Below are 21684 nucleotides of genomic sequence, written 5' to 3' on the forward strand. Positions count from 1 at the left end.
CCAGGGTGCTACTCTGACACTGCACTTTTCAAAGCCCAAAGAGACCTACCAACTATTGTTCTCTCCCTATAAGGATGTCTCCGTCAATGCATCCTGGGTCAACAGCACAACCACGGGGATAGGCACCTTGGTGAACGGTTACTCTCAGCCCCTGACTGAAGCCCTCCCCCCGGATGTAAAAACCGTGACCTGGGGTCTATCCCAACAAAGGTACGTGAAGTCCCACAGGCTTCTTGCCAGGAGAGCTCAAGAGTCTTCCCCTGTTTCTCTATGGTTACCGAAGCTCAGCTCCTGTGCTTTTAGGATCCCAGAGCTCAGGCCCAGGGTAGAAAGAGGGCATGTCATCAATAGGGCGCATATTATACTTGCTCAAAATCTTATGTAATTCGCCCGACTTATAGAGCGATAGCAGCGCAGTATTAAATTTTACAACCATCTCGGGGGAGTTGTATTTTTTAGAAAATCCAATGTAATACATCAGACTCTTGTGAGTACCAGCATAGCGGATATTATCCAACCCAAGCTTTTTGATAAGATAAAATCCAACATCTTTATTTGAATACACCGCCTGAATTTTTCCTCGAGATAGTTTCTTGAACTGCCTCTCATCATCATTGGTAACAGAAACAGCAAGCTCTTTGATGTTTCTCTTTATCTTTAGTAAGGATTTTTCGGTGTTCGATGGGCCATAAACCCCAACGCGATACCCTTTGATATCTGACTCCTTCTTGAAATTTAGGGGGTTATCACTGCGAACAAATATCCCATATTCTGTTCTCAATATAGGAGGTGAAAAATAGAGTGTTTCACTACGTCCCTTATTCCAGCCTATCGGGAAAAGCCCATCAATCCGGCCATTGTCAACTTCCCATTGTGCTCTTAGCCAAGATTTTAGAAAAATGGGACAAACTGAGTTGAGCTTTGCACAAGTAGCTTCAATTGACTCAGAGAATGGACCCAGCACTGTTCCTTTATCCCCATAACTGAAAGGTGCAAAATCTTGGGTCACAAAACTTAGTTCTGCTCGTGCGTTTGAGATAAAGGCAGTAGCAACTATTGTCAAAGCGGCAGCGTATATATTAACTCTATTCATCTGAGCCTCCCCCGAAGCTCATACTATCCTCTTTTAAGGTTAGCTCTTTGCTGCCTTTGTGTATTGGAGTCTACCCCAGCAAAGGAATCAAATTCACCATAGGATTTAGCTACGGTTAGGTGCTGCCAGCGTGCTCAGCGCGTAACTGTTTGATACGGTCAGTTGGAAAATATCGGTAGAAGGCAGTTCGACCAATTTTAAGCTGATCGATGACGTCACTGATGAAGGGGTAGTTTTCGGTGTCTTTGAGCATGGCCTCAGCATGTTTGATGGTTTGGTCATTCATCGCCTTTGGCCGCCCGCCGCGACGACCACGCTTGGCCGCAGCTTTTAGGCCCGCCCTGGTGTTTTCGACAATCAACTCTCGTTGGAACTCATCAAAAGCGGCCGTCATGTGGAAAAATAACCTTCCTTCTGGCGTGCTGGTATCAATATGTTGAGTCAAAACTTTCAAGGCGATTCCGCGCTCTCCAATATCTGTGGCTGTCTTGATTACCTGAGTCAGAGAGCGTGCCAGCCGGGACAACTTCCAAACAACCAGCGTGTCACCTTCACGTAGATATTCCAGAGCCGCTTTTAGTTGAGGTCGATCCCGGTGAGAACCGGAGGCCTTTTCTGTGTAAATCTTCTCACAGCCTGCTGCTCGCAGTGCATCCATCTGCAATGTGGGATTTTGATCCATTGTTGAAACTCGAGCATATCCGATGAGCATAACATTTGTTCTTAAAATCAATTTTCCTCACCTTACTGGAACGCGTGTTTCGGAACAAGGTAAACGAGTATAATTGGCGAGCCTTATGGTAATTACCTGTTACGTCATTGATGTGTTCCTAAAATGATGGTTTTCAGAACAAAAGAATAGGAGTTCGGTTGTGCCGCGAATGCAGATCCTTTCAACGTCTGAGCTGGAGGCTTTTGATCGACCTCCTATATTGAATTACCGCGAACGAAAGCGATCTTTCGACTTGCCAAAATCATTGATGGATATTGTGACTGAACTTCGTATACCCACTAGCCAGGTTGGATTCCTGTTAATGTGTGGATACTTCAAGGCAACGAAAAGATTCTACAGTCCTCAGGATTTTCATGCACCTGACATTGAGGCGGCAGCAAAGCTGATGGGGTTGTCAGATTTGGATTTTTCACCAGATGCTTACCCCAAGCAAACCCGAGCCCGTCATCGTAGGCTTATTTTGGATTTCTATGGCTTCATGCCATTCGATCGAAAAGCTGAAGAGGCTGTAGCAGCAGAGATCGCGACGATGGCCCGAACACACCTTAAGCCGCGTTTGATTTTTGACCGGTGCATTGATTACCTGATCCAACGCCGGGTTCAGCTCCCTAGAGCAGGGGTTCTACTTGAATTGATCCGCGCAGGGTTGCAGGCTCGAAAGATGGAACTGATTGAGCTCATGGATACGCACCTCACTGATGAGGCCCGCGCCCTGATGGATGACCTTTTTACAACAGCAAATAACCAGAATCGGTATCGACTGACCTTATTGAAGAAGCTATCGCAATCGACAAAACCTACGAAGATTAAGGAAGCGATCACCGATTATAAAACGCTCTCTACGCTGTATGGTCAAATTGAAGAAACTCTGACGGCTCTCAACCTGGGTGTTGCCGGTATCCGTTATTATGCGGGAAGCGTACTCCGATCAGAGATGTTTCAGATCCGGCGACGAACAGAAAGTGATCGCTACATTCATGCCGCTGCGTTCGTCGGCCATCAATTTTATCGAACACAGGATAATCTGATCGATCTCTGGCTCAGTGTCATGGCATCTTTTCAGGCAAAAGCGACCAGGGAGCACAATGAGCTCCTTATCAAAGGCCATAAAAAACAGCAGGATCAGCTCAGCGCTGTTGTTAACGATCTGGACTCTTCAGTATTCAGCCTCTTACGCGATATCCGTAGGGTAACGGAGACCGGTGATTTATCCGACGCACAGAAGGTAAGCACCATCCGCTCTTTGCTCGACAAGGAAAAACCTAGCGAATTCAAGCGGTTGAAGGATGAGCTCGCCGAAACTGGAAAAGATGGAAGCTGGTTTGATGTGATAGAGACCCAGTCATTGAGATTGCAAAATCGCCTCAGTCCCATCTTACGCGTGATCAAATTTGACCGAAACGAGGGCGCCATCAGTCTCATTAATGCCATTGATTACTTTCAAAACCGTGATGGCTCAATTGCCACTGGTGCTCCGGTGGGCTTTCTTAATGCTGACGAGCAAGTAGCCCTCACACGCGCTGATGGAACGTTCCGCCCCTCGCTCTACAAAGTATTTCTGTTCCAACATGTGACAGCAGCCATCAAGTCTGGCCACCTCAATCTCTCTCAGTCCTACAAATATCGCCCCATGGACGCCTACCTGATCTCCTCTGAACGATGGGAACAGGATAAGCAGGATTTGCTGGCACGAGCTGGCTTGAGCGGATTCACGGATCCGGCTCCCGTATTAGCTACACTCAGAGATGCATTAGCGCGGCAATATCAGTGCACGAACGGCAACGCCGCCGTCAATCCGCATTTGAAAGTGCGCAGCGACGATGTTTTCCATGTATCGACTCCAGCTGTTGAATCGGATGATACCAGCTCGACTAGCGATTTATTTCCTCAACGGCACGATGTTCCGTTAGCACAGGTATTGGAGACCATTAACAATCACTGCGGCATGCTCGGGCAATTCGAACACTGGCGACAAACTCATATCCGCGATGCTTCTGCTTCCCGCCCTGCACTTCTAGCTGGCATCATGGGACTTGGCTGCGGCATTGGCGTCCGAAAAATGGCTCGGATCTCATCACAAGTCACCGAAAGCGAACTGGAATACGCAGTCAACTGGCGCTTCTCCCTCGACAATATCCGTGCAGCTAATGACACTGTGGTTAAGGCTATGGATGAAATGAAATTGCCGAATATCTACCGTCAGGATACTGAGATGCTTCACACCGCTAGCGACGGTCAAAAATTCGAGGTTCGTGGCGAAAGTCTGGCTGCAAGCCGATCTTTCAAATACTTTGGACAGGGCCAAGGTGTCTCAGCTTACACATTTGTCGATGAACGTCACTTCCTCTGGCACTCCCTGATGATTAGTGCGGCTGATCGTGAAAGCGCCTACGTGATTGATGGACTCATGTGCAATGACGTAGTCAAAAGCGACATCCACTCCACAGACAGCCATGGCTATACAGAAGCTATCTTCGGCCTCACTCATCTACTGGGATTCTCATTCGCCCCGCGGATCAAAGGAGTAGGTAAGCAAACCCTCTACATATTCAAGCCTCGCGATCGAAGTGAAGAGCAAGGTTGGGTTATCAAACCGGACAAGACTATCAATGAGAGACTGATCCTTGATAACTGGGACTTTCTGTTGCGTCTCGTCACTACAATCAAGCTCAAGGAAAACACCGCGTCTGATATCTTCCGTCGCCTTAATTCTTACTCTCGCCAGCACGCACTTTACCAAACAATCAAAGCTTTTGGGCAGATCATCAAATCTCTGTTCATTCTACGCTATGTTGATGACCTTGAGTTGCGTCAGGCCATCGAAAGACAGTTAAACAAAGTTGAACTCGCCAACCGCTTTACCCGTGCCGTCGCTGTTGGCAATCCCCGTGAGTTTTCCCAGGAAGAGAAAGATGAGCAGGAAATCGCTGAAGCTTGTAATCGACTCATTAAAAACAGCATCATCTGCTGGAACTATCTTTACCTCACCCGCCAACTCGAGAAGGCACCGGATACCGAGACTAGAGAAAACCTAATCCGATCGATAGCAGCACATGCACCTATGGCTTGGGCTCATATCAACATGCTTGGCGAATACGATTTTTCCGACGAAAAGCTTCGAGACACCCTTGGAATTCTCCCCCTGATATCCGTTGCGTAAGTTACCTACTTCATCAGGAGGAGCTAAACCTGAAGAAAATCATTGGAATTAGGCAGTTATCCGAAAACCTGTGGGACCTCACGTTCCTTTGTTGGGACGGACCCGACCTGGGCATTTGCTTCGGGAAGTTGCAGTGCAGAAAAATGGGGCTGGATTGATCCACAGCAGAGTCAATACTCCAATTTTGTCTCCTACAATATTCAGCAGTTTCAACAGCATGATCTAGAGTACATCATCTCAACCGGTGGTCTGAATGCCCCCTTTATTTGTGATTCAGCCGGTCATCTGCAGCAATTTCTCAGTCGTTATGACTCTCCCAATTTCGCGGGTTTAGATTTCGATATTGAAAAAGGCTACGACCAAAACAGCTTGCATCAGTTAATGCAGGCCGCCGCTCAGACCCAAAAAAACTGGGCACAACAGGGAAAAACGCTGCGAGTGAGTTTGACCCTTGCAAGCTCTGGAAAGCCCGGATACTCGGTCAATGAGATGGGAGATACGGCGATCAAAGAGGCCCAGGCGGCGGGACTTAATTTTGTGGTCAACCTGATGACGATGGACTTTGGAAACTCCCGGTGTGTGTTGGGCGATTCAGGTCAGTGCGATATGGCACAATCCTCGATAGCCGCCGCCCGGGAGCTTAATTCAAAATATGCGATCCCACTGAGCCGGATCGCCCTAACCCCTATGATCGGGCAAAATGATACCCAGGGCGAAATAACGAGCACTCAAGATATCCAGACCATCACCCAATGGGCCAAAACACACGAACTGGCAGGGTTACACTTCTGGTCCTTTGACCGGGATACTCCCTCAGCTGCCACGACATCAGCTCCCTTTGCAATACCTACGGGCAGTGGGACCAATGAGCCTGCTCTGGGTTATACCCAGGCATTTTTAAGCGCGCTTGAGGCAAATCAATAGCTCCTCTATAAACCTAAAAAAAGCCCCTCTTCAGGAGGGCTTGTTACTATCCTTCAACGCAGGGTCAGAACTTAAACCGTCCCACCAGCTCGGTTAACTGTTCACCGACATCCCGGAGATCTCCTGCGGCCTGCTCGGTTTGGGTATTCTGTTCAACCGTTTCATTAGAAAGATCCGCGATATTAGTGACATTACGATTGATCTCATTGGCTGCCAGACTCTGCTCTTCGGCTGCACTGGCGATCTGGGTGTTCATATCATTGATTGAGGTGATCCCCTCATTGATCTGACCGAGGGCTTCACCCGCCAGTTGCGCCTGCTCCGCGGAAGCGACCGAATGCTGCTGAGTTCGCTCCATCGCCGCAGATACATTTTTCGCCATCTGCTGCAGCTTCTCGATCATCTCCTGGATCTCGTTGGTGCTGGACTGGGTTCGGGTGGCCAGGGTACGCACCTCATCGGCAACCACCGCAAAACCACGGCCCTGCTCACCGGCTCGTGCCGCCTCGATCGCAGCATTCAATGCCAGCAGGTTGGTCTGTTCGGCAATTCCGCGGATCACATCCAGGACCGAACCGATCTGCTGAGTTTCCTGCTCAAGACGCTCTGATACACCCACGGTTTCCGTCAACTCATCGGCCAGATTACCAATCAACTGGATGGTCTGATCCACAACCGCCATTCCGTTCACCGCTTGCTCACTGGTTTCATTGGCAGCCTGAGCCGCACCCTGAGCGTTATTCGCAACCTCCTGGGTGGTACTGCTCATCTCGTTCATTGCGGTTGCGACGCCATCGGTCTCCTGATTTTGCTGAGCCGCGATGGTGCTATTTTTACCCACGATCTCGGAAAGTAGCTGAGATTCACTCACCGTCTTCTGGCTCGCGGCATGAATATCTGAGATCATGCTTTGCAGCTTCTCAACAAACCGATTAAAGGCATGAGACAGGGTCGAGATCTCATCGGTACCAGATTCATCAAGGCGACGAGTCAGATCGCCCTCACCTTCTGAGATATCGTTCAGGGCCTTGATGGTTCCGTGCAGGGGTAGCCCGATACTGCGGATAATGACTGCAGAGATCAGTCCCAGAATCACCAGCAGGATCACGATATCAAATACTATGGTCCACACCAGGCTCATAAATTGCGCCTGCACATCTTCAACATAGATACCGGTTCCGATAAACCAGTCCCAGGGCTTAAACTGCTTCACAAATGAGACCTTGAGCACGGGCTCTGATGCTCCGGACTTGGTCCAGTAGTAATCAAGCTCACCACCGGCAGAAGAAGATTGACCAGCCTTCACTATCTCTTTATACAGATACTTGCCCTTCTTATCCTGCAGATCCCCAACATAGGTCCCCTCAATGGCGGGCTTGATCGGGTGCATCACAGAGCGAGGCTCGCTATCGTTCAGCCAGAAATAGCCATTTTTCCCGTAGCGCAGAACCCGGATCGCTTCTTTGGCTGCATTCTGAGCGTCCTCTTTGGACATCTCACCCTTTTGGCTCAGGGAGCTAAAGTGCTCCATCACCTTATAGGCCGATTCCACCAGCTCCTGAGTTTTAGCGCGTTTCTCATTGAGTAGTGACTCGTGGTACACAGACAAAAAGTAGCTTGAAATCACGATCACACCGATTGCCACAATCACAATATTTGCGTATAGCCGCTGAGCAATGGTGAGTTTGCGTAGTAGCTCTATCATCCCTTAGCCTCACATCATCCACTTCCCTACAACTAATAGTAGGTGACAATTGCAACCTAGGGTGAAAAATATGGCTAATGCTGCTGATTATGCTAAGGAAACTGCCCCGAGAACCTTTCGCTCAGGGCAGAAGAGTTAAAGCTCGAGCTCATTGAGCAGTTGCTGACTCTGGCGGATCAGATCGGAGGCATATTCAAAATCCCGCTGGATCACTCCCATAAACAGCAGATCGGTCAGGGCCAGCTGCGCGGTTCGTGAAGAGATGGAGGAGCTACGAAATGAGCTTTCATCGGCAACAGAAAAAAGGATCCGCGTGGCGTATTGGCGAAGCGGGTTTGGCTGGCACCGGGTGATCAACAGCAAGGGGATCCGCCTTTTTCGCGCCTGCTCTGCCAGCTGGCATAACTGGCGCTGCTCCCCCCGATAGGAGATCACCAGCAACAGATCCTGATGATCCATATGAGGTAAGGCGGCAAAGGCAGCATGCAGGTCCTGATGACAGGTAGCCCGCTGACCAATTTTTGAAAGTTTTTGGGACAGATCCTCCGCCACATGCCAGGAGGCCCCGATCCCACTTAGCAGAATAGAGCGACTCTCCACCAGCATATCGACAGCCAGCTCCACATCATCGGAACGGTTGAGCTGATGAGTCAGCTTAAGAGCCATCATCTTCTCATGCATCAACTTATCCGCGATGACTGCCAGGCTATCACCCCGGGCAATATCATTATGCACATAGGAGGGATCCCCCCAACTCTGCTGAGCCTCTCCCTGCCCCTTACTCAGATCAAGGCGAAAATCGGTAAACCCCCGATATCCGACCTTCTGACAAAACTTCACGATAGCGGACTGGCTCACCTTAACCCGCTGAGCCAGCTCTACCGACGAAAGCTTACACACCAGCTCGGATGACTGCACAATGAAGTGCGCAATTCTCTGTTCGTTGTCACTCAGGCTATCCATGAGCTGCTTTATCTTGGTCAAACAGGGCATAAGGTTCCTCACTGCTGCGGATAAGAATCGATGGCTACCCATTCCTTTTGTGAGTTGGCTCATAAAAGCTCAAACGGGGTTGCCATAGAATAAATAATTCCACACAATGCATCAACTAGGAATATTTTATTCGCAAGCAAGGGCGGGCATCAACAACATGGATCTCAGTCAACTTATTTCTGAAACACGTAATCCTCAGACACTCAACATCGACCAGATGACAACCCTGGAGATGGTGAACTGTTTTAACCGCGAAGATCATAAGGTTCCACAGGCCATTGAAAAGGTCCTGCCGCAAATAGCTGAGGCGATCGAACGGATCACTGATGCTTTCAGACAGGGAGGACGCCTTATCTATTGCGGAGCGGGCACCAGTGGAAGATTGGGGATCCTGGATGCTTCTGAGTGTCCCCCCACCTATGGCACACCCCATGAGATGGTCATCGGTCTGATTGCCGGAGGAAAAGAGGCGATGTTTCGGGCCGTGGAGGGCGCCGAAGATCGGCCCGAGTTGGGGGCAGAAGACTTAGCTGAAATAAAGACAAATGCAAAGGATGTGGTGGTCGGGATAGCCGCCTCCGGGCGGACTCCCTATGTGATGGGCGCCCTTAAATACGCCAACCAGGTCGGGGCGACCAGCATCGCCCTGAGCTGTAACCCGGGGGGAGCCATCAACACCCAGGCTCAGCTTGCTATCACCCCGGTTGTTGGCCCCGAGGCTCTGACCGGCTCAACCCGTATGAAGGCCGGCACCGCCCAAAAACTGATCCTGAACATGCTGACCACAGGCGCGATGATCAAGCTAGGCAAGGCATACAGCAACCTGATGGTGGATGTGCAGGCAACCAATGAAAAGCTCGTTGAGCGGCAGAAGCGAATCGTGATGGAGGCAACCGATTGTAGCCCCTCACAAGCCAGGGACGCCCTGGAGCAAAGTCAGTACCACTGCAAGACCGCAATCGTCATGTTGCTGATGCATCTCGATGCAGATCAGGCCCGGCAGGCGCTGAGCAAGAACCGGGGCTATATACGAGCGACCCTCAACCAGGGTTAAATCTAACGATTCTGGATCCAGGAGGGTCAGATGGCAAAAATAACGTCGCATATGATTGACCGTATTCTCCAGTCCCTTGGCGGGCCACAAAATATTGCCCGCTGTGGGCACTGCATGACCCGCCTTAGATTGCAGCTTCATGAGGATTCAAAGGCCGATCGCCAGGCACTAAAACAGATCCAAGGGGTACTGGGCCTGGTTGAAAGTGACGATCAGCTGCAGATCATCCTTGGCCCGGGTAAAGCCCAAACCGCGGCACAGATGATCAACCAGGGCCTTGCCAGCGGGGATCAGCCCCAAGCTCCAGCGTCCCCCGACACAGAATCGCTCAAAGAGATAGCAGCAGATAATAAGCAGAAGCTTAAGGGGAAGCAAAACCGCGGCATCCATCATTTCATGACCCGGTTTGCCACTATATTTACCCCTCTGATCCCAGGCTTTATCGCCGCAGGTTTACTCCTGGGAATAGCAACCCTGATTGAGCAATCTCTGATCGCGGGTCACCCGCACCCCAGTCAGAGCCTGCTGGATCTGGTGAACTATCTGAAAGTTTTTAGCAAGGGACTCTTTAGTTTCCTGAGTATTCTTATCGGTTATAACGCACAAAAGGCCTTTGGAGGCTCGGGGGTGAATGGGGCTATCATCGCCTCTTTGTTTGTGTTGGGCTACGATCCCTCCGCCAGCTCCGGGATCTACTCGGGTATGCATGATTTTTTTGGCCTGGGAATCGATCCGCGCGGCAGTATCATCGGCGTTCTTATCGCCTCTATCCTCGGCGCCCGGGTTGAGCAGATCATTCGCCAAAAGATCCCCGACAATCTGGATATGATCCTGACCTCACTGCTAACTCTGCTGGTGATGGGCGCGGTGACCTTTGTGATCATCATGCCCGTCGGCGGTGTCCTGTTTAAAGGGATGTCCTGGCTGTTTATCCATCTTAACGGCAATCCCCTGGGGAGTGCCTTGCTGGCAGGGCTATTTCTGATCGCCGTGATGTTCGGGATCCACCAGGGGTTTGTTCCCGTCTACTTCGCCCTGATGAAGGCCCAGGGGTTTAATTCACTGTTCCCAATTCTTGCGATGGCCGGTGGTGGACAGGTGGGCGCAGCCTTGGCGCTCTACCTACGGGCCGAAAAAGGCTCACTGCTGCGAACCCAGATCCGCGGAGCGATCATTCCTGGCTTTCTGGGGATCGGTGAACCCCTGATCTATGGGGTGACCCTGCCGAGAATGAAACCCTTTGTGACCGCCTGTATCGGGGGTGCCATGGGTGGCTTCTTTGTGGGGTTGGTGGCCTGGTTTGGACTGCCGATTGGCCTGAACACCATCTTTGGGCCCTCAGGGATTGTCGCTTTACCCCTGATGACATCCCACAGCGGGATCTTTGCCGGAATGCTGGTCTATGCCGCCGGGTTACTGGTTTCTTATCTGGGAGGTTTTTTTGTGACCCTGATGTTTGGTTGCAAGGATGTCGATCTCAGTTAAAGAGCATCATGTGTAAAAAGGGGCTGACCGCCCCTTCAGATTTGTTCGAAACCAGCCTATTACCAAAGGCCCAGGACTCGCCACCAGCTGCCGCCAATTACCAGCCAGATCAGGATATTCACCAGGGCACACAGCAAGCCAAGTCCCCACCAATGTTTCATCGCAACATGATTTGAGCCAAAGAGTACAGGCGCAGGTCCGCTGCCATAATGAGTCAAACTCCCCATCAAATTGCTGAAAAATGCAAGAACCAGGGCCGCCAGCATCGGCGGTGTCCCGACCGCAATCGACACACTGAGAAATGCCCCATACATGGCCGCCACATGAGCTGTGCTACTGGCAAACAGATAGTGAGAAAAGAGATACACCAGCGCCAGGATCAAAAAGGCGAGCTCCCAGTTCAAACCGTTGACCGATCCGGAGATGCTGTGGGTAAACCAGCCGATCAGTCCCAGCTTATTGAGATAATCAGCCATCATCACCAGCGCAGAAAACCAGATCAGGGTAGTCCAGGCCCCTTTTTCCTGAATGATATCTGTCCAGCTCAGGGTGCCACACAGCATCAGAATCGCAAGACCGGTCAGGGCTGCCGTTGTCGAATGAATACCAAGAGTCGAACCACCGATCCACAATACCAACAGCAGAACAAAGACACCAAGCATCACCCACTCCTGAGTCGAGACGCTTCCCATCTCTTTGAGTTTATCGTGAGCAATCTGTGCCGCCTGAGGCGTCGCGCGAATCTGCGGCGGGTAAAGCTTATACAGCAGCAGGGGAAGAGTGAGTAAAGAGACGATCCCCGGAACCGCCGCCGCGATCGCCCAACTCCCCCAGCTGATCTGGATCTGTTGATCCGATGCAAGTTTAACCGCCAGTGGGTTCGCCGCCATCGCTGTCATGAACATGGCGCTGGTGATCATGTTCACCTGATAGGCACTCTTGATTAAAAAAGCCCCCAACTTTCGCTCAGTCCCCTGCTCGGGATCGCTGCCGTAAGCTTTTGCCACCGAGGCAAGCAGAGGGTAGATGATCCCTCCACAGCGCGCTGTATTTGAAGGGATCGCCGGTGCCAGGATCAGATCTGCCAGTGATATCCCGTAACAAAGCCCCAGTGAGCTCTTACCCAACCGGGCCATCAACAGATAAGCGATGCGCCGCCCCAGTCCTGTTTTAATAAAGCCCCTGGAGATAAAAAATGCACTCACGATGAGCCAGATCGTCGAATTGGAAAATCCACTGAGGGACTGGGATATACTCAAAGTTCCGGTCAGGGCCGTCATGGTGATCCCAACAATCGCAACGCCGCCCAAAGGGAGCGGCTTGATGATCAAGCCAAGGATGGTTGCCACGAAAATCGCCAGAAGTTGCCAGGCGTGACCTGAGACTCCCGAAGGAGTGGGGATAAACCAGATGATCACCCCAACCAGCAGGGTGATCGCAAGTGATTTGAGATTAGTCTCGGGTCTTGTCTTATTCTCCATAGCGGCTACTCCCCTGTATGACGACCTTACTTTGACCTTGCCATCCCGGGCCGCACACAATCCCGGACGATTGGCGTTTGTAGGTGGATGATCGGCTGTGACCGAGCTGCCATCTCCTGACACTCAGGCCCAGGTTCTGTTGATGATCATGGCGTCGGATCCTGATCTTCTGATGAAAATATACCCGGAATTGATAAACAATAGTCCGCAAAAATCGCGAGCTCTGTCCCATTTCTCATATGAATCCACAATGATTCCCGTTTATGAAGTCACAGGGAAGCGAGCTCAGGGACAGGGATTTATATCAAGGAGGTCACAGCAGAATTAAGGGGGGTCAGGAGTGAGTATAGAAGCCGCCCATCATGGGCGGCAACAGAGTATTTAGCCAAGGAGGCGATTACAGATGGGTTGAGAGGACGGTAAACAGCACCAAAGTAAAGATAGAGACCACACTGCCCCCAGGATCATGCTGACGGCTTCATCCTGGTAGGTGTTGTATTTCTCGGTGAACATACCAACAATCACAGCACTGGGCATGGCGACCAGGATCACTATCTCCTGGGCCTGGAGCCCGTGCAGCGAAAAAATAACCACAAAGGCGATTGCTATCACCGGCTGCACCAGTAACTTTAAGATGATCCCGCTCACCGAGCCCTGGCTAAACCTGAATTTAAACTTGGTCATCATCAGCCCCAGTGCAAACAGGGCAATCGGTGAGGTCGCTGAACCAATGAGGCTGAAACCATTGCTCACAAATTGAGGCAATTCTATATGCAGTGCCGAAAAAATGATCCCAATGATCGGCGCAAACACCAGAGGCTTTTTGAGTACATTGATGAGCTGCCCGCCAAAGGAGGTCTGGGCATGCTCTCCCTCAACCAGAGCGACGGTTATAGGGATCATAAACACCGAGGTGATCACATTCCCAATTGCGATCGCGATCAGGGAGTCTCCCCCCAGGGTCTGAGAAAGGTAAGGGATCCCCATGAACGCCATGTTTGGAAAAGAGATAGACAGAGCAATGATCCCTGAGGTTTTGCGATCTTTTTTCAGAACCCAAAGACAAAACAGCAGGATCAACAGGTAGAGCCCCATCAATCCAAAGAAAAAGGCTCCAAAAAAGCTCACATTCACCAGGTTATGAATGTCTGACTTTGCGGTAGAGACAAAAAGGGCAAACGGGAAGGTAATGAGCATCACGATTTTTGATAGCTCTGAAGACATATCACTCGAGATGATATTCCGTTTGCCTGAGATATATCCGATCAAAATAACAACAATGATAGAGAGTACACTAATAATATCAGCAACCATGTAGGGTCTCCGGGGATTCTTATTATAGTTGGTGTTGGCTGGCCACCGGGTGCAGGCGTTCTCCTGCACCCGGTTTATTTTTAGAAGTAGCTGCGGCGATACTGGCGGTAGTGCGGGGTCCAGAAACTCTCCTCAATCAATTGCTCCCAGATGGCATCGGGTCTTTGGTAGGCAAGACCCTGCTGCTGAGCCATCTTGGCAACCTCAAGGGCTATCTTTTTACTCACCCGCTGGATCTGTGATAGCGGAGGCAACAGTGACTGCCCGGTTTGCTGCGCCAGGGGCGATGCATCGGCAAGGGCCCGGCTAGCGGCCATCAGCATCTCATGAGTCACCCGGTTCGCTCCACTGACCAGAACACCCAGGCCTACCCCGGGGAAAATGTAGGAGTTGTTGCACTGGGCAATCTCAAAGCGCTTGCCATTGAGCTCAACCGGGTTGAAGGGGCTACCGGTTGCGACAATCGCCTGACCGGAAGTCCACTTCAGGATATCCTGGGGCGTCGCCTCAATCCGCGAGGTTGGGTTTGACAGCGGGAAAATAATCGGCTGCTGACAATAGCTATGCATGCTGCGGATCAGCTCTTCGCTGAAAAGACCCGCCTGACCGGACACCCCGATCAGAATATCCGGCTGTCCATGCTCAACCACCCGCTTGAGCGAGATCCCCTCACCCTGAGCGAGCCCCCATGATGATTTGAGATCCGGACTCTGGGCCAGCTTCTGCTGCGCCGGTGTCAGGCCCTGCATATCGCTAAGCAACAGGCCATAGCGATCCACCATGTAGACCCGCTCACGGGCCTGTGCCTCACTAAGTCCCTCGCAACACATCTGAGCAATGATCTGCTCGGCAATCCCACAACCGGCGGAGCCTCCCCCAAGAAAAGCGACTCGCATCTCTTGAAGCTGCCTTCCGGTGGCCCGGGTTGCTGCAAGCAGGGTACCCAGGGTCACGGTAGCTGTCCCCTGAATATCATCATTAAAGCAACAGAGCTCATCCTGATAGCGCTCTAACAGGGCTGGGCATGGGGCAGCGCAAAATCTTCAAACTGTAACAGCACCTCAGGCCAACGCTTTTTGATCGCCTGGATAAAGAGCTCAACAAAATCATCATAGCTCTGGCCATCAATTCGCTTATGGCGCCAGCCCATATACATGGGATCCTTTAACAGGGCTTCATTATTGGTCCCGCAATCGAGGACGATCGGCAGAGTATGCTCAGGGTTGATCCCACCACAAGCGGTGTAAAGGGAGAGTTTACCAATTGGGATCCCCATGCCGCCGATCCCCTGATCTCCCAACCCAGGATCCTTTCACCGTCGGTGACCACGATCACCTTTACCTCGTTGTGAGTCGCATTATCCAAAATATCATCAATTCGTTCACGGTCCGGATATGCGATAAACAGGCCCCGATGGCGGCGGTAAATATCCGAAAACTCCTGACAAGCCTGGCCCACTGTCGGTGTATAGATAAGCGGCATCATCTCAGTGAGGTGATCACCGATCAGCCGATAAAATAGTGTTTCATTCGTATCTTGCAGATTTCGAAGATAGATATGCCGACCCATATCATCCGCCGCCGCCAAATACTGCTGATAGGCACGCTCAACTTGCTCATCCAGGGTTTCGATTGCCTGAGGCAGGAGTCCCTCCAGGTTAAAAGCGATTCGCTCTTTCGGACTAAATGCCGTTCCCTTATTCAAAAGAGGCGTATCAAGCAATTTAGGTCCCGCATAAGGTACATAACTGGTCGCAACGGGTTTTATATGGCAGCAGTTTAAAATATCTGGATTATTTTCCTTGTGGACTCTGCTCTGCTCTGGCTCTGCGATCTGTTGATCTGAATTCATGACTAGGCTCTCCCTGGATTAATAGATACGTTCGGTCATCAACACAACCGGGGTTGTTGGCGTCAGACAAGTGGCTGTTATTGTCTCGCTCTCACCTCAGGGCGGCAATCGCCCCATAGGGGGACAAGAGCCCCAAATGAGCTATTTTTTCTATAACATCTCGCCTGGAGACCGTTTTTTAAACTAATGCTCAAAGTCTCTCACAACACAACTCATCGTTCGGATGAATAATCGCTTATAAAAAAGTCCGAAATTAACATTTCAGATACATTTAAGGAGCCTCAACGGGGTCATTTCGCCGCTGGTTTTATCTATTCAAGAGGTAGTTTCTATAAAAAATAACTCGACAAACAGCCGATGTTAACATGCCCGCAACATTCAGAGATACCCAAGGTCTGCCTTCAGGCTCACTATCGCATCGAAGGCAGGCCAATTCCCCCTGAGTCCCGGTGTAAGATGCTCTGCCATCAAGGATAAAAAGAATTTAACCGGCATCCGTATAGCCATGAATAAACACTAACAGATTCATCAATACTATTTTGAAGATACAGTTTTAAATTTATAACCATCATTATAATTATAGATTTAATGCGATTTATATAAAATACAGTCACAATCAATTAATAAAAGGTTAATGCATACAATATTTTGTATTATTCTTTTGAATTTAGTACAAACTATACAAAATAAAAAAACTATGTAAGAATCGGCATCTCAATAAATGAGTTAATAAAATAACATATTACGATAAGTTACAATTAGTAACCTTTGCTCCGGGTGAAACATCAACACCTTTAATAAATAGAAAATGACTTTCTATTTTGTTACTAACACAACAAGGATACATATCGTCATGGCTGATAATTTTATTGTTCCCGGCAAGATTTTTCATGGACTGGGTACCTTCAACAAGCTCGCCGAGCTCGATGGAACTAAGGCGCTTATCGTGACCGGTAAAGGCTCGATGAAAAAAGCCGGATTTGTCGACAAGGCTGTCGAACTGCTACACAGCGCCGGGATCAAGAGTGTGGTTTTTGATGGGGTCGAAGCCGATCCATCGATAGAAACCGTGATGGCCGGTTTCGATATGATGTGCAACGAGCAACCGGATCTCATCATCGGCCTCGGAGGTTGTTCAGCCATCGATGCTGCCAAGGCGATGTGGGTATTCTATGAATACCCCGAAACGAAATTTGAAGAGATCATTCCCCCTTTTACCATCAAGCCACTGCGTAACAAGGCGCGATTTGTTGCCATTCCCTCAACCAGTGGTACCGGCACCGAAGCCACCTGTGTCTCGGTGATAACGGATCGTGAAAAAGGCACTAAATACCCGCTGGTCTCCTATGAGCTGTGTCCAGATATCGCTATCGTCGATGCCGAACTGTGTCGCTCTATGCCCACCCATGTCACCGCGAACACGGGACTGGATGCCCTGACCCACGCTTTGGAAGCCTATGTGACACCTCTGGCCGATGCTTACACCGACTCTCTGGCTGAGCGTGCGGTGGTGGATATCTTTGAGAATCTGCCACTGGCATACCAAAATGGCGAAAACCTGGAAGCGCGTCAGAAGATGCACGATGCCTCCTGCCTGGCCGGAATGTCCTTTACCAATGCGCTGTTGGGAATTGTGCACTCGATGGCTCACCAGGTGGGCGGCATGTTTGGGGTCCCCCATGGCCGTGCCAACGCCATCCTGCTGCCAAGCGTGATCCGCTTTAATGCCCAGGTTTGTGAAGCAAAATATGCAAATCTCGCCAAGGTTCTCGGTGAATCAAGCAGTGAGCGTCTGGCCTGGCGCATCGAAGAGCTGCGCAACCAGGTTGGCGTAGAGAGCTGCTTTAAAGCCTATGGGGTGGATGAGTCAGCGTGGAAAGCTAAGGTGAAAACCATGGCACAAAACGCCCTCAATGATGCCTGTACCGGCTGTAACCCAAGAGCGCCATCGCTTGAGGAGTTGGAGCAACTACTGAATCTTTGCTACTACAGCCGTTAATAAAACCTCACTTAAAAAGCCGGATATGCATCCGGCTTTTTTCTTTCATCCTGTGGCACAAACAACGCGTAGCTACCCGGCTCTCCTCCTCTGAGGCAGGCTGACAAATGCAAGGCGCTTATTGAGATTAAGAGGTGAGTATCGTTAATAGGTAGAGGCTGAATAAACGGCACCTGAGTATCGGCACCGTTATAATTCGGTTTTGATTATGATTGCTGCGCCTGCTCAGAAAAAAGCTTGATCATCACCATCATCCGCAGCTGCTCCTCGGTGGGCTGGTAACCCTGCTCGGAAGATAGCTCAGGAATAGTACGCCCCTGCTGAATAAATTTTTCCCCCAGTTGGATCTGGGCCTGGTTGATCTTTTGCTTGATCTCATTGCTGATGATAACGGACATGCTCACTCCATTTAATACGCCTGATGAGGCCTGGCCACTCAATCAGGCCTGCCCACTAATAAACTGTGGTTATTTTACTCCGAACCATCCAAAGCTACCACTGCCAATTTACAAGATTCAAGGCATAAAAAAGCCGGAGCTAGCTCCGGCTTTTTTATGCTTGTATTTGATAGGGTTCTAGTTAAACAGCCCCTTGAGCAGATCACCGCCCAACTTATCCTTGAGCTTATCCTCTACCTTCTTCTTGAGCTGCTGGGTAGCCTGCTCTTTGAGAAGCTTATTGAGATCCAGCCCGGGCTTTGGTTGCTGCCAGCTGCCCTTCACGGTAACCGGGATGATGAGCCCTTTAAGATCTTTGATCGATTTACCATCCTGTCCCTTCAAGCTTCCCACCACCTTGGTGTCAAACACAAAGTCCATGCTCTCGGAGGAAAGATTGGTTTGACCACTCCCATCCACCCGGATCAGAGGCGAAGCCAGGGCCAGATCTGAGGTCTTCACCAAGCCATTGCGGATATTGAAATTTCCGCTCAGCGAGCTGAAGTCGGTTTTCTCAACCTGTTGATCGGCAGGCAGCTGCTGCCCCTTAAACGCCGCATAGGCCTTACGGATCATCGAGGGAATGTTGATCCCATACAGGGCCCCATCGCTAACATTCAGCGCCAGATTACCACTGAGGGTTTTACGGATGGCGCTGTCACTCAGTCCCACACCGCTCAGCTTACCGTTGAAGTTAGCGGTACCCGCCAGCAGCCCCTTACCTGTGGCATCCTTGAGCAGCGGCTGGATCAGCACCCCCTTAACCACGGGGGCAAAGCTAAAACTGGCCGGAGTATTTCTGGCATCCACCCGGGCCTCTAAATCGACGGCTCCCTTATAGAGATCGGCATGGGTCTTGTTGACGGATAGCACACCGTTTTTCACCACCAGTTGCAGCGCGATATTATCCATCTTGATGTTAGCGACCTTAAACTGATCCACCTTGAGCTTGCCATTGAGGTTAAACAGCTTGAGGAAGCTTAGATCAGGCTCTGCCTGAGCTGCCGGCACCTTGGATGAATTCGCAGGCTTTTTGCTGCTGGTCGAAGCTGGTTTAGCAGGAGTCTTTGCCGACGCAGCAGGTGTCGCCGCCGGGCCGGTCTGCTTCATCTCGGCCAGCAGCTTGTCCGCATCGATGGCACTGCTATGGAAGTTAAAACCTATGCTGGGCAGCTTGCCCTGCTTAAACGAGGCGTCTCCCTGGAGGGTAATATCGTCAACCATCAGCTTAATCGGCTTAAGAGTCGCCAGCCCCTGACTTACCTGGTAACTGGCATCGCCCTGTAGCTCAACCTTTTTATGCCCGGTTGGGATTGAAGGCCCCTTCGCATCCAGGGTAGTCTTCATATCCGTCATCGCAAAGCGATCGAAGTTCTTGGCCACCAGAACCTTCAGGCTGGAAGAGACCTTCGCCGACAGCTCCCCCTGACTTAGACTGGCCGAAAATGTCACCGGCACCGCACTGTCGGTGACAAAGCGCGCCATCTTGAGATTTACTCCCGAGAGCTCTGTCTTTTGCCCGGTTTGCTGATTATCGATGCTTAGCTTGGCATTTTGGATATTGATCCCGGCAACCTCAATTGAGAAGGGAGCTTTCTTTTCAACGCTGGCATCTGCCGCCGGCTTGGCTGGAGTCTTGGCTGCCTCGGCTGTTTGAGCCGGTTTTTCTGACTGAGCCGGGGTTTGGGTCTTGGCCGGGGGCTGAGTGAGATCCTGGAGGTTATTTTTACCATCTTTGAGGGTAATGAGATTAAAATGAGCCCCATTGAGAGTCAGCTCACCCACCTCAATTTTTTTGCTCAAAAGAGGCAGCAAGGCCACACTCATTGAGACCTGATCCACGGAGAGGGTATCTCCTCCGCCAAAACCGGCTGGATTCTTCAGCTCGGTACGACCCAGCGTAAAGCCAACGGTCGGAAATAGTGAAAACGACAACTTGCCATCGATCACCAACTGCCGACCCGTTTTGGCCTTCACCTGCTCCACCAGCATGGTTTTGACCTGATCAGGGTTGATAAAGCTCGAAAGAGCTACCCCCCCAATCACCAACAAGACAATGATGATAATGACCGCATAGAGTAGCTTTTTCATGTAACTCTTCCCTGGTTAACGATTAGTCCTGACTGATCCGGCTGGCAACTGCCCCTTGCTGCTCCTTGTACTTGGCGTTGACCCGCTTGTTATAGGGACGGGCCGCCGGAGCGCTCAGCAGTTCAAAGTTAAGGGCTCCAATCACCATCTTAGGACGCAGTGCCAAAGGCAGTTTTCCACTATTGTAAAATTCTAATACGATTTTCCCGGACCAGCCCGGATCAATCCGGTGGGCCGTCACGTGGACCATGAGCCCCAGACGCGCCAGAGAGGAGCGACCATCCAGCCAACCCACCACGTTATCCGGCAGGGTCACCGACTCATGGGTCACCGCCAGCGCCAGCTCGCCCGGATGCAGGAAGAATGCCTCACCATCCTCAATGATGATCTCATCACTCATCACCCGGTTGATCGCATCCGCCATCTGATCTGAATTGGCACTGAGATCGATATAGGGGGCGGTGTGATCCTTAAACACCCGGAATGCATTTCCCAGCAGGACATCCAGGCTGACACCACTGATCCGCTCAATCGCCGGTGCAGGCTCAACCTTGATCTTCCCCTCGGCTAAATACTGCTCAATGTGTGTATCACAAAGGCGCATGTTCTACTCCATATATAAAAAGAGGCGGGTAACACCTGCCTCCGGGAATGATTAACCCAGCACCATGTGCCGGATACGGGCCTTGATCATGTCGATCGCGATCCGGTTGCGACCGCCTCGGGGCACAATCACATCCGCGTACTGTTTCGAAGGCTCAATAAACTGCATGAACATGGGGCGTACCGTGGTTTGATACTGCTGGAGGACCGAATCCATGCTGCGTCCACGCTCCTGAACATCCCGACTCAGGCGGCGCAACAGACAGATATCAAGAGGTGTATCCATGAAGATGGTCGCGTCCATCAGGGCACGCAACCTGGGATCGGTAAGCAACAGGATCCCCTCAAGAATAATCACCTTCTTGGGTGTAAAGGCGGTAGTTTCATCCAGGCGGGTGTGCTCAGAATAGGAGTATTGAGGCACATTGACCCGCTCTCCCTTAAGCAGGGTGGTGAGATCCTGAGCCAGCAGATCATGATCCAGAGCGCTGGGGTGGTCATAGTTCGTCTTGACCCGCTCATCCATGGTCAGGTGACCTTGATCCCGGTAGTAACAATCCTCGGTGATAACGCCAATCTGCTCTTCACCGACCTCTTCCACCAGCTCCTCAAAAATAGTTTGCGCAATCAAACTCTTACCAGAAGCGGATGCACCAGCAATCCCGATAATGACACAAGAACGTTGGGTGTCAGACATCTTTTTTATTCCCCAATCTTTTTAACGATACAAAACCTTCCCATTATAAAGGGGTTCCAGGCCC

At 50.8% G+C, this 21684-nt stretch carries 15 protein-coding genes and 1 pseudogene; 5 read left to right on the plus strand and 11 right to left on the minus strand.

Going from position 1 to position 21684, the window contains the following annotated elements:
• Positions 1 to 274: 274 nt before the first annotated feature.
• Positions 275 to 1093: a substrate-binding periplasmic protein gene (locus tag DB847_RS12085; RefSeq protein ID WP_108650939.1), complete on the minus strand. Its 819-nt coding sequence runs from the start codon at positions 1091 to 1093 to the stop codon at positions 275 to 277.
• A gap of 115 nt (positions 1094 to 1208) precedes the next feature.
• On the minus strand, positions 1209 to 1826 hold the full coding sequence (locus DB847_RS12090; RefSeq protein WP_199911816.1) for a recombinase family protein: 618 nt from the start codon (positions 1824 to 1826) through the stop codon (positions 1209 to 1211).
• Positions 1827 to 1974: 148 nt separating this feature from the next.
• Here DB847_RS12090 and DB847_RS12095 point away from each other — a divergent pair, with 148 nt between their 5' ends.
• Both DB847_RS12095 and DB847_RS12100 read left to right on the plus strand, forming a co-directional pair.
• Entirely contained in the window at positions 1975 to 4986 is a 3012-nt protein-coding gene (locus DB847_RS12095) for a Tn3 family transposase (RefSeq protein ID WP_108650941.1), read from the plus strand.
• Positions 4987 to 5028: 42 nt separating this feature from the next.
• Positions 5029 to 5910 (plus strand): glycoside hydrolase family 18 protein, encoded by an 882-nt coding sequence (locus tag DB847_RS12100; RefSeq protein WP_108650942.1) that lies wholly within the window; start codon positions 5029 to 5031, stop codon positions 5908 to 5910.
• Positions 5911 to 5974: 64 nt separating this feature from the next.
• Here the strand turns inward: DB847_RS12100 and DB847_RS12105 are convergent, their stop codons facing one another.
• The gene (locus tag DB847_RS12105) at positions 5975 to 7615 is read right to left on the minus strand and encodes a methyl-accepting chemotaxis protein (RefSeq protein ID WP_108650943.1); all 1641 of its coding nucleotides are present in this window, start codon (positions 7613 to 7615) and stop codon (positions 5975 to 5977) included.
• A 135-nt stretch (positions 7616 to 7750) separates the two neighbouring features.
• Complete coding sequence (locus tag DB847_RS12110; protein ID WP_159084575.1) at positions 7751 to 8608, minus strand: SIS domain-containing protein; 858 nt, start codon at positions 8606 to 8608, stop codon at positions 7751 to 7753.
• Between the two features lie 157 nt (positions 8609 to 8765).
• Here DB847_RS12110 and murQ point away from each other — a divergent pair, with 157 nt between their 5' ends.
• A complete protein-coding gene (gene murQ / locus DB847_RS12115; protein ID WP_108650945.1) occupies positions 8766 to 9662 on the plus strand; it encodes an N-acetylmuramic acid 6-phosphate etherase in 897 nt (298 codons plus the stop codon).
• A 30-nt stretch (positions 9663 to 9692) separates the two neighbouring features.
• Entirely contained in the window at positions 9693 to 11147 is a 1455-nt protein-coding gene (gene murP, locus DB847_RS12120; RefSeq protein WP_108650946.1) for a PTS N-acetylmuramic acid transporter subunit IIBC, read from the plus strand.
• 59 nt (positions 11148 to 11206) lie between these two features.
• Here murP and DB847_RS12125 read toward each other — a convergent pair whose 3' ends face one another.
• The 3 genes and pseudogenes from DB847_RS12125 to DB847_RS12135 all read right to left on the minus strand — a co-directional run bounded on the left by DB847_RS12125 (position 11207) and on the right by DB847_RS12135 (position 15709).
• Entirely contained in the window at positions 11207 to 12628 is a 1422-nt protein-coding gene (locus tag DB847_RS12125) for an anion permease (protein WP_108650947.1), read from the minus strand.
• Between the two features lie 381 nt (positions 12629 to 13009).
• Positions 13010 to 13942 (minus strand): AEC family transporter, encoded by a 933-nt coding sequence (locus DB847_RS12130; protein ID WP_108650948.1) that lies wholly within the window; start codon positions 13940 to 13942, stop codon positions 13010 to 13012.
• 80 nt (positions 13943 to 14022) lie between these two features.
• Positions 14023 to 15709, minus strand: a pseudogene (locus tag DB847_RS12135) (NAD-dependent malic enzyme).
• Positions 15710 to 16646: 937 nt separating this feature from the next.
• On the opposite strand from DB847_RS12135, the gene DB847_RS12140 reads away from it, so the two are divergent.
• Positions 16647 to 17792 carry an iron-containing alcohol dehydrogenase gene (locus DB847_RS12140; protein WP_108650949.1) on the plus strand — a complete coding sequence of 382 codons (1146 nt, stop codon included), beginning with the start codon at positions 16647 to 16649 and terminating at the stop codon, positions 17790 to 17792.
• 206 nt (positions 17793 to 17998) lie between these two features.
• Here DB847_RS12140 and DB847_RS12145 read toward each other — a convergent pair whose 3' ends face one another.
• The 4 genes from DB847_RS12145 to udk form a co-directional block, all read right to left on the minus strand.
• Positions 17999 to 18190: a hypothetical protein gene (locus DB847_RS12145; protein ID WP_108650950.1), complete on the minus strand. Its 192-nt coding sequence runs from the start codon at positions 18188 to 18190 to the stop codon at positions 17999 to 18001.
• A gap of 177 nt (positions 18191 to 18367) precedes the next feature.
• Positions 18368 to 20320 carry an AsmA family protein gene (locus DB847_RS12150; protein WP_108650951.1) on the minus strand — a complete coding sequence of 651 codons (1953 nt, stop codon included), beginning with the start codon at positions 20318 to 20320 and terminating at the stop codon, positions 18368 to 18370.
• Positions 20321 to 20342: 22 nt separating this feature from the next.
• The gene (gene dcd, locus DB847_RS12155) at positions 20343 to 20924 is read right to left on the minus strand and encodes a dCTP deaminase (RefSeq protein ID WP_108650952.1); all 582 of its coding nucleotides are present in this window, start codon (positions 20922 to 20924) and stop codon (positions 20343 to 20345) included.
• Positions 20925 to 20975: 51 nt separating this feature from the next.
• A complete protein-coding gene (gene udk / locus DB847_RS12160; protein WP_108650953.1) occupies positions 20976 to 21620 on the minus strand; it encodes a uridine kinase in 645 nt (214 codons plus the stop codon).
• Between the last annotated feature and the right edge of the window lie 64 nt (positions 21621 to 21684).

The sequence above is a fragment of the Dongshaea marina genome, from assembly GCF_003072645.1.
Lineage (GTDB): Bacteria > Pseudomonadota > Gammaproteobacteria > Enterobacterales > Aeromonadaceae > Dongshaea > Dongshaea marina.

Coding starts and splice junctions, on each gene's coding strand:
- DB847_RS12110 (WP_159084575.1), bottom strand. CDS start 8,608: ATGCCCTGTTTGACCAAGATAAAGCAGCTCATGGATAGCCTGAGTGAC.
- DB847_RS12145 (WP_108650950.1), bottom strand. CDS start 18,190: ATGTCCGTTATCATCAGCAATGAGATCAAGCAAAAGATCAACCAGGCC.
- dcd (WP_108650952.1), bottom strand. CDS start 20,924: ATGCGCCTTTGTGATACACACATTGAGCAGTATTTAGCCGAGGGGAAG.
- DB847_RS12130 (WP_108650948.1), bottom strand. CDS start 13,942: ATGGTTGCTGATATTATTAGTGTACTCTCTATCATTGTTGTTATTTTG.
- DB847_RS12150 (WP_108650951.1), bottom strand. CDS start 20,320: ATGAAAAAGCTACTCTATGCGGTCATTATCATCATTGTCTTGTTGGTG.
- udk (WP_108650953.1), bottom strand. CDS start 21,620: ATGTCTGACACCCAACGTTCTTGTGTCATTATCGGGATTGCTGGTGCA.
- DB847_RS12085 (WP_108650939.1), bottom strand. CDS start 1,093: ATGAATAGAGTTAATATATACGCTGCCGCTTTGACAATAGTTGCTACT.
- DB847_RS12105 (WP_108650943.1), bottom strand. CDS start 7,615: ATGATAGAGCTACTACGCAAACTCACCATTGCTCAGCGGCTATACGCA.
- DB847_RS12095 (WP_108650941.1), top strand. CDS start 1,975: ATGCAGATCCTTTCAACGTCTGAGCTGGAGGCTTTTGATCGACCTCCT.
- murP (WP_108650946.1), top strand. CDS start 9,693: ATGGCAAAAATAACGTCGCATATGATTGACCGTATTCTCCAGTCCCTT.
- DB847_RS12125 (WP_108650947.1), bottom strand. CDS start 12,628: ATGGAGAATAAGACAAGACCCGAGACTAATCTCAAATCACTTGCGATC.
- DB847_RS12140 (WP_108650949.1), top strand. CDS start 16,647: ATGGCTGATAATTTTATTGTTCCCGGCAAGATTTTTCATGGACTGGGT.
- murQ (WP_108650945.1), top strand. CDS start 8,766: ATGGATCTCAGTCAACTTATTTCTGAAACACGTAATCCTCAGACACTC.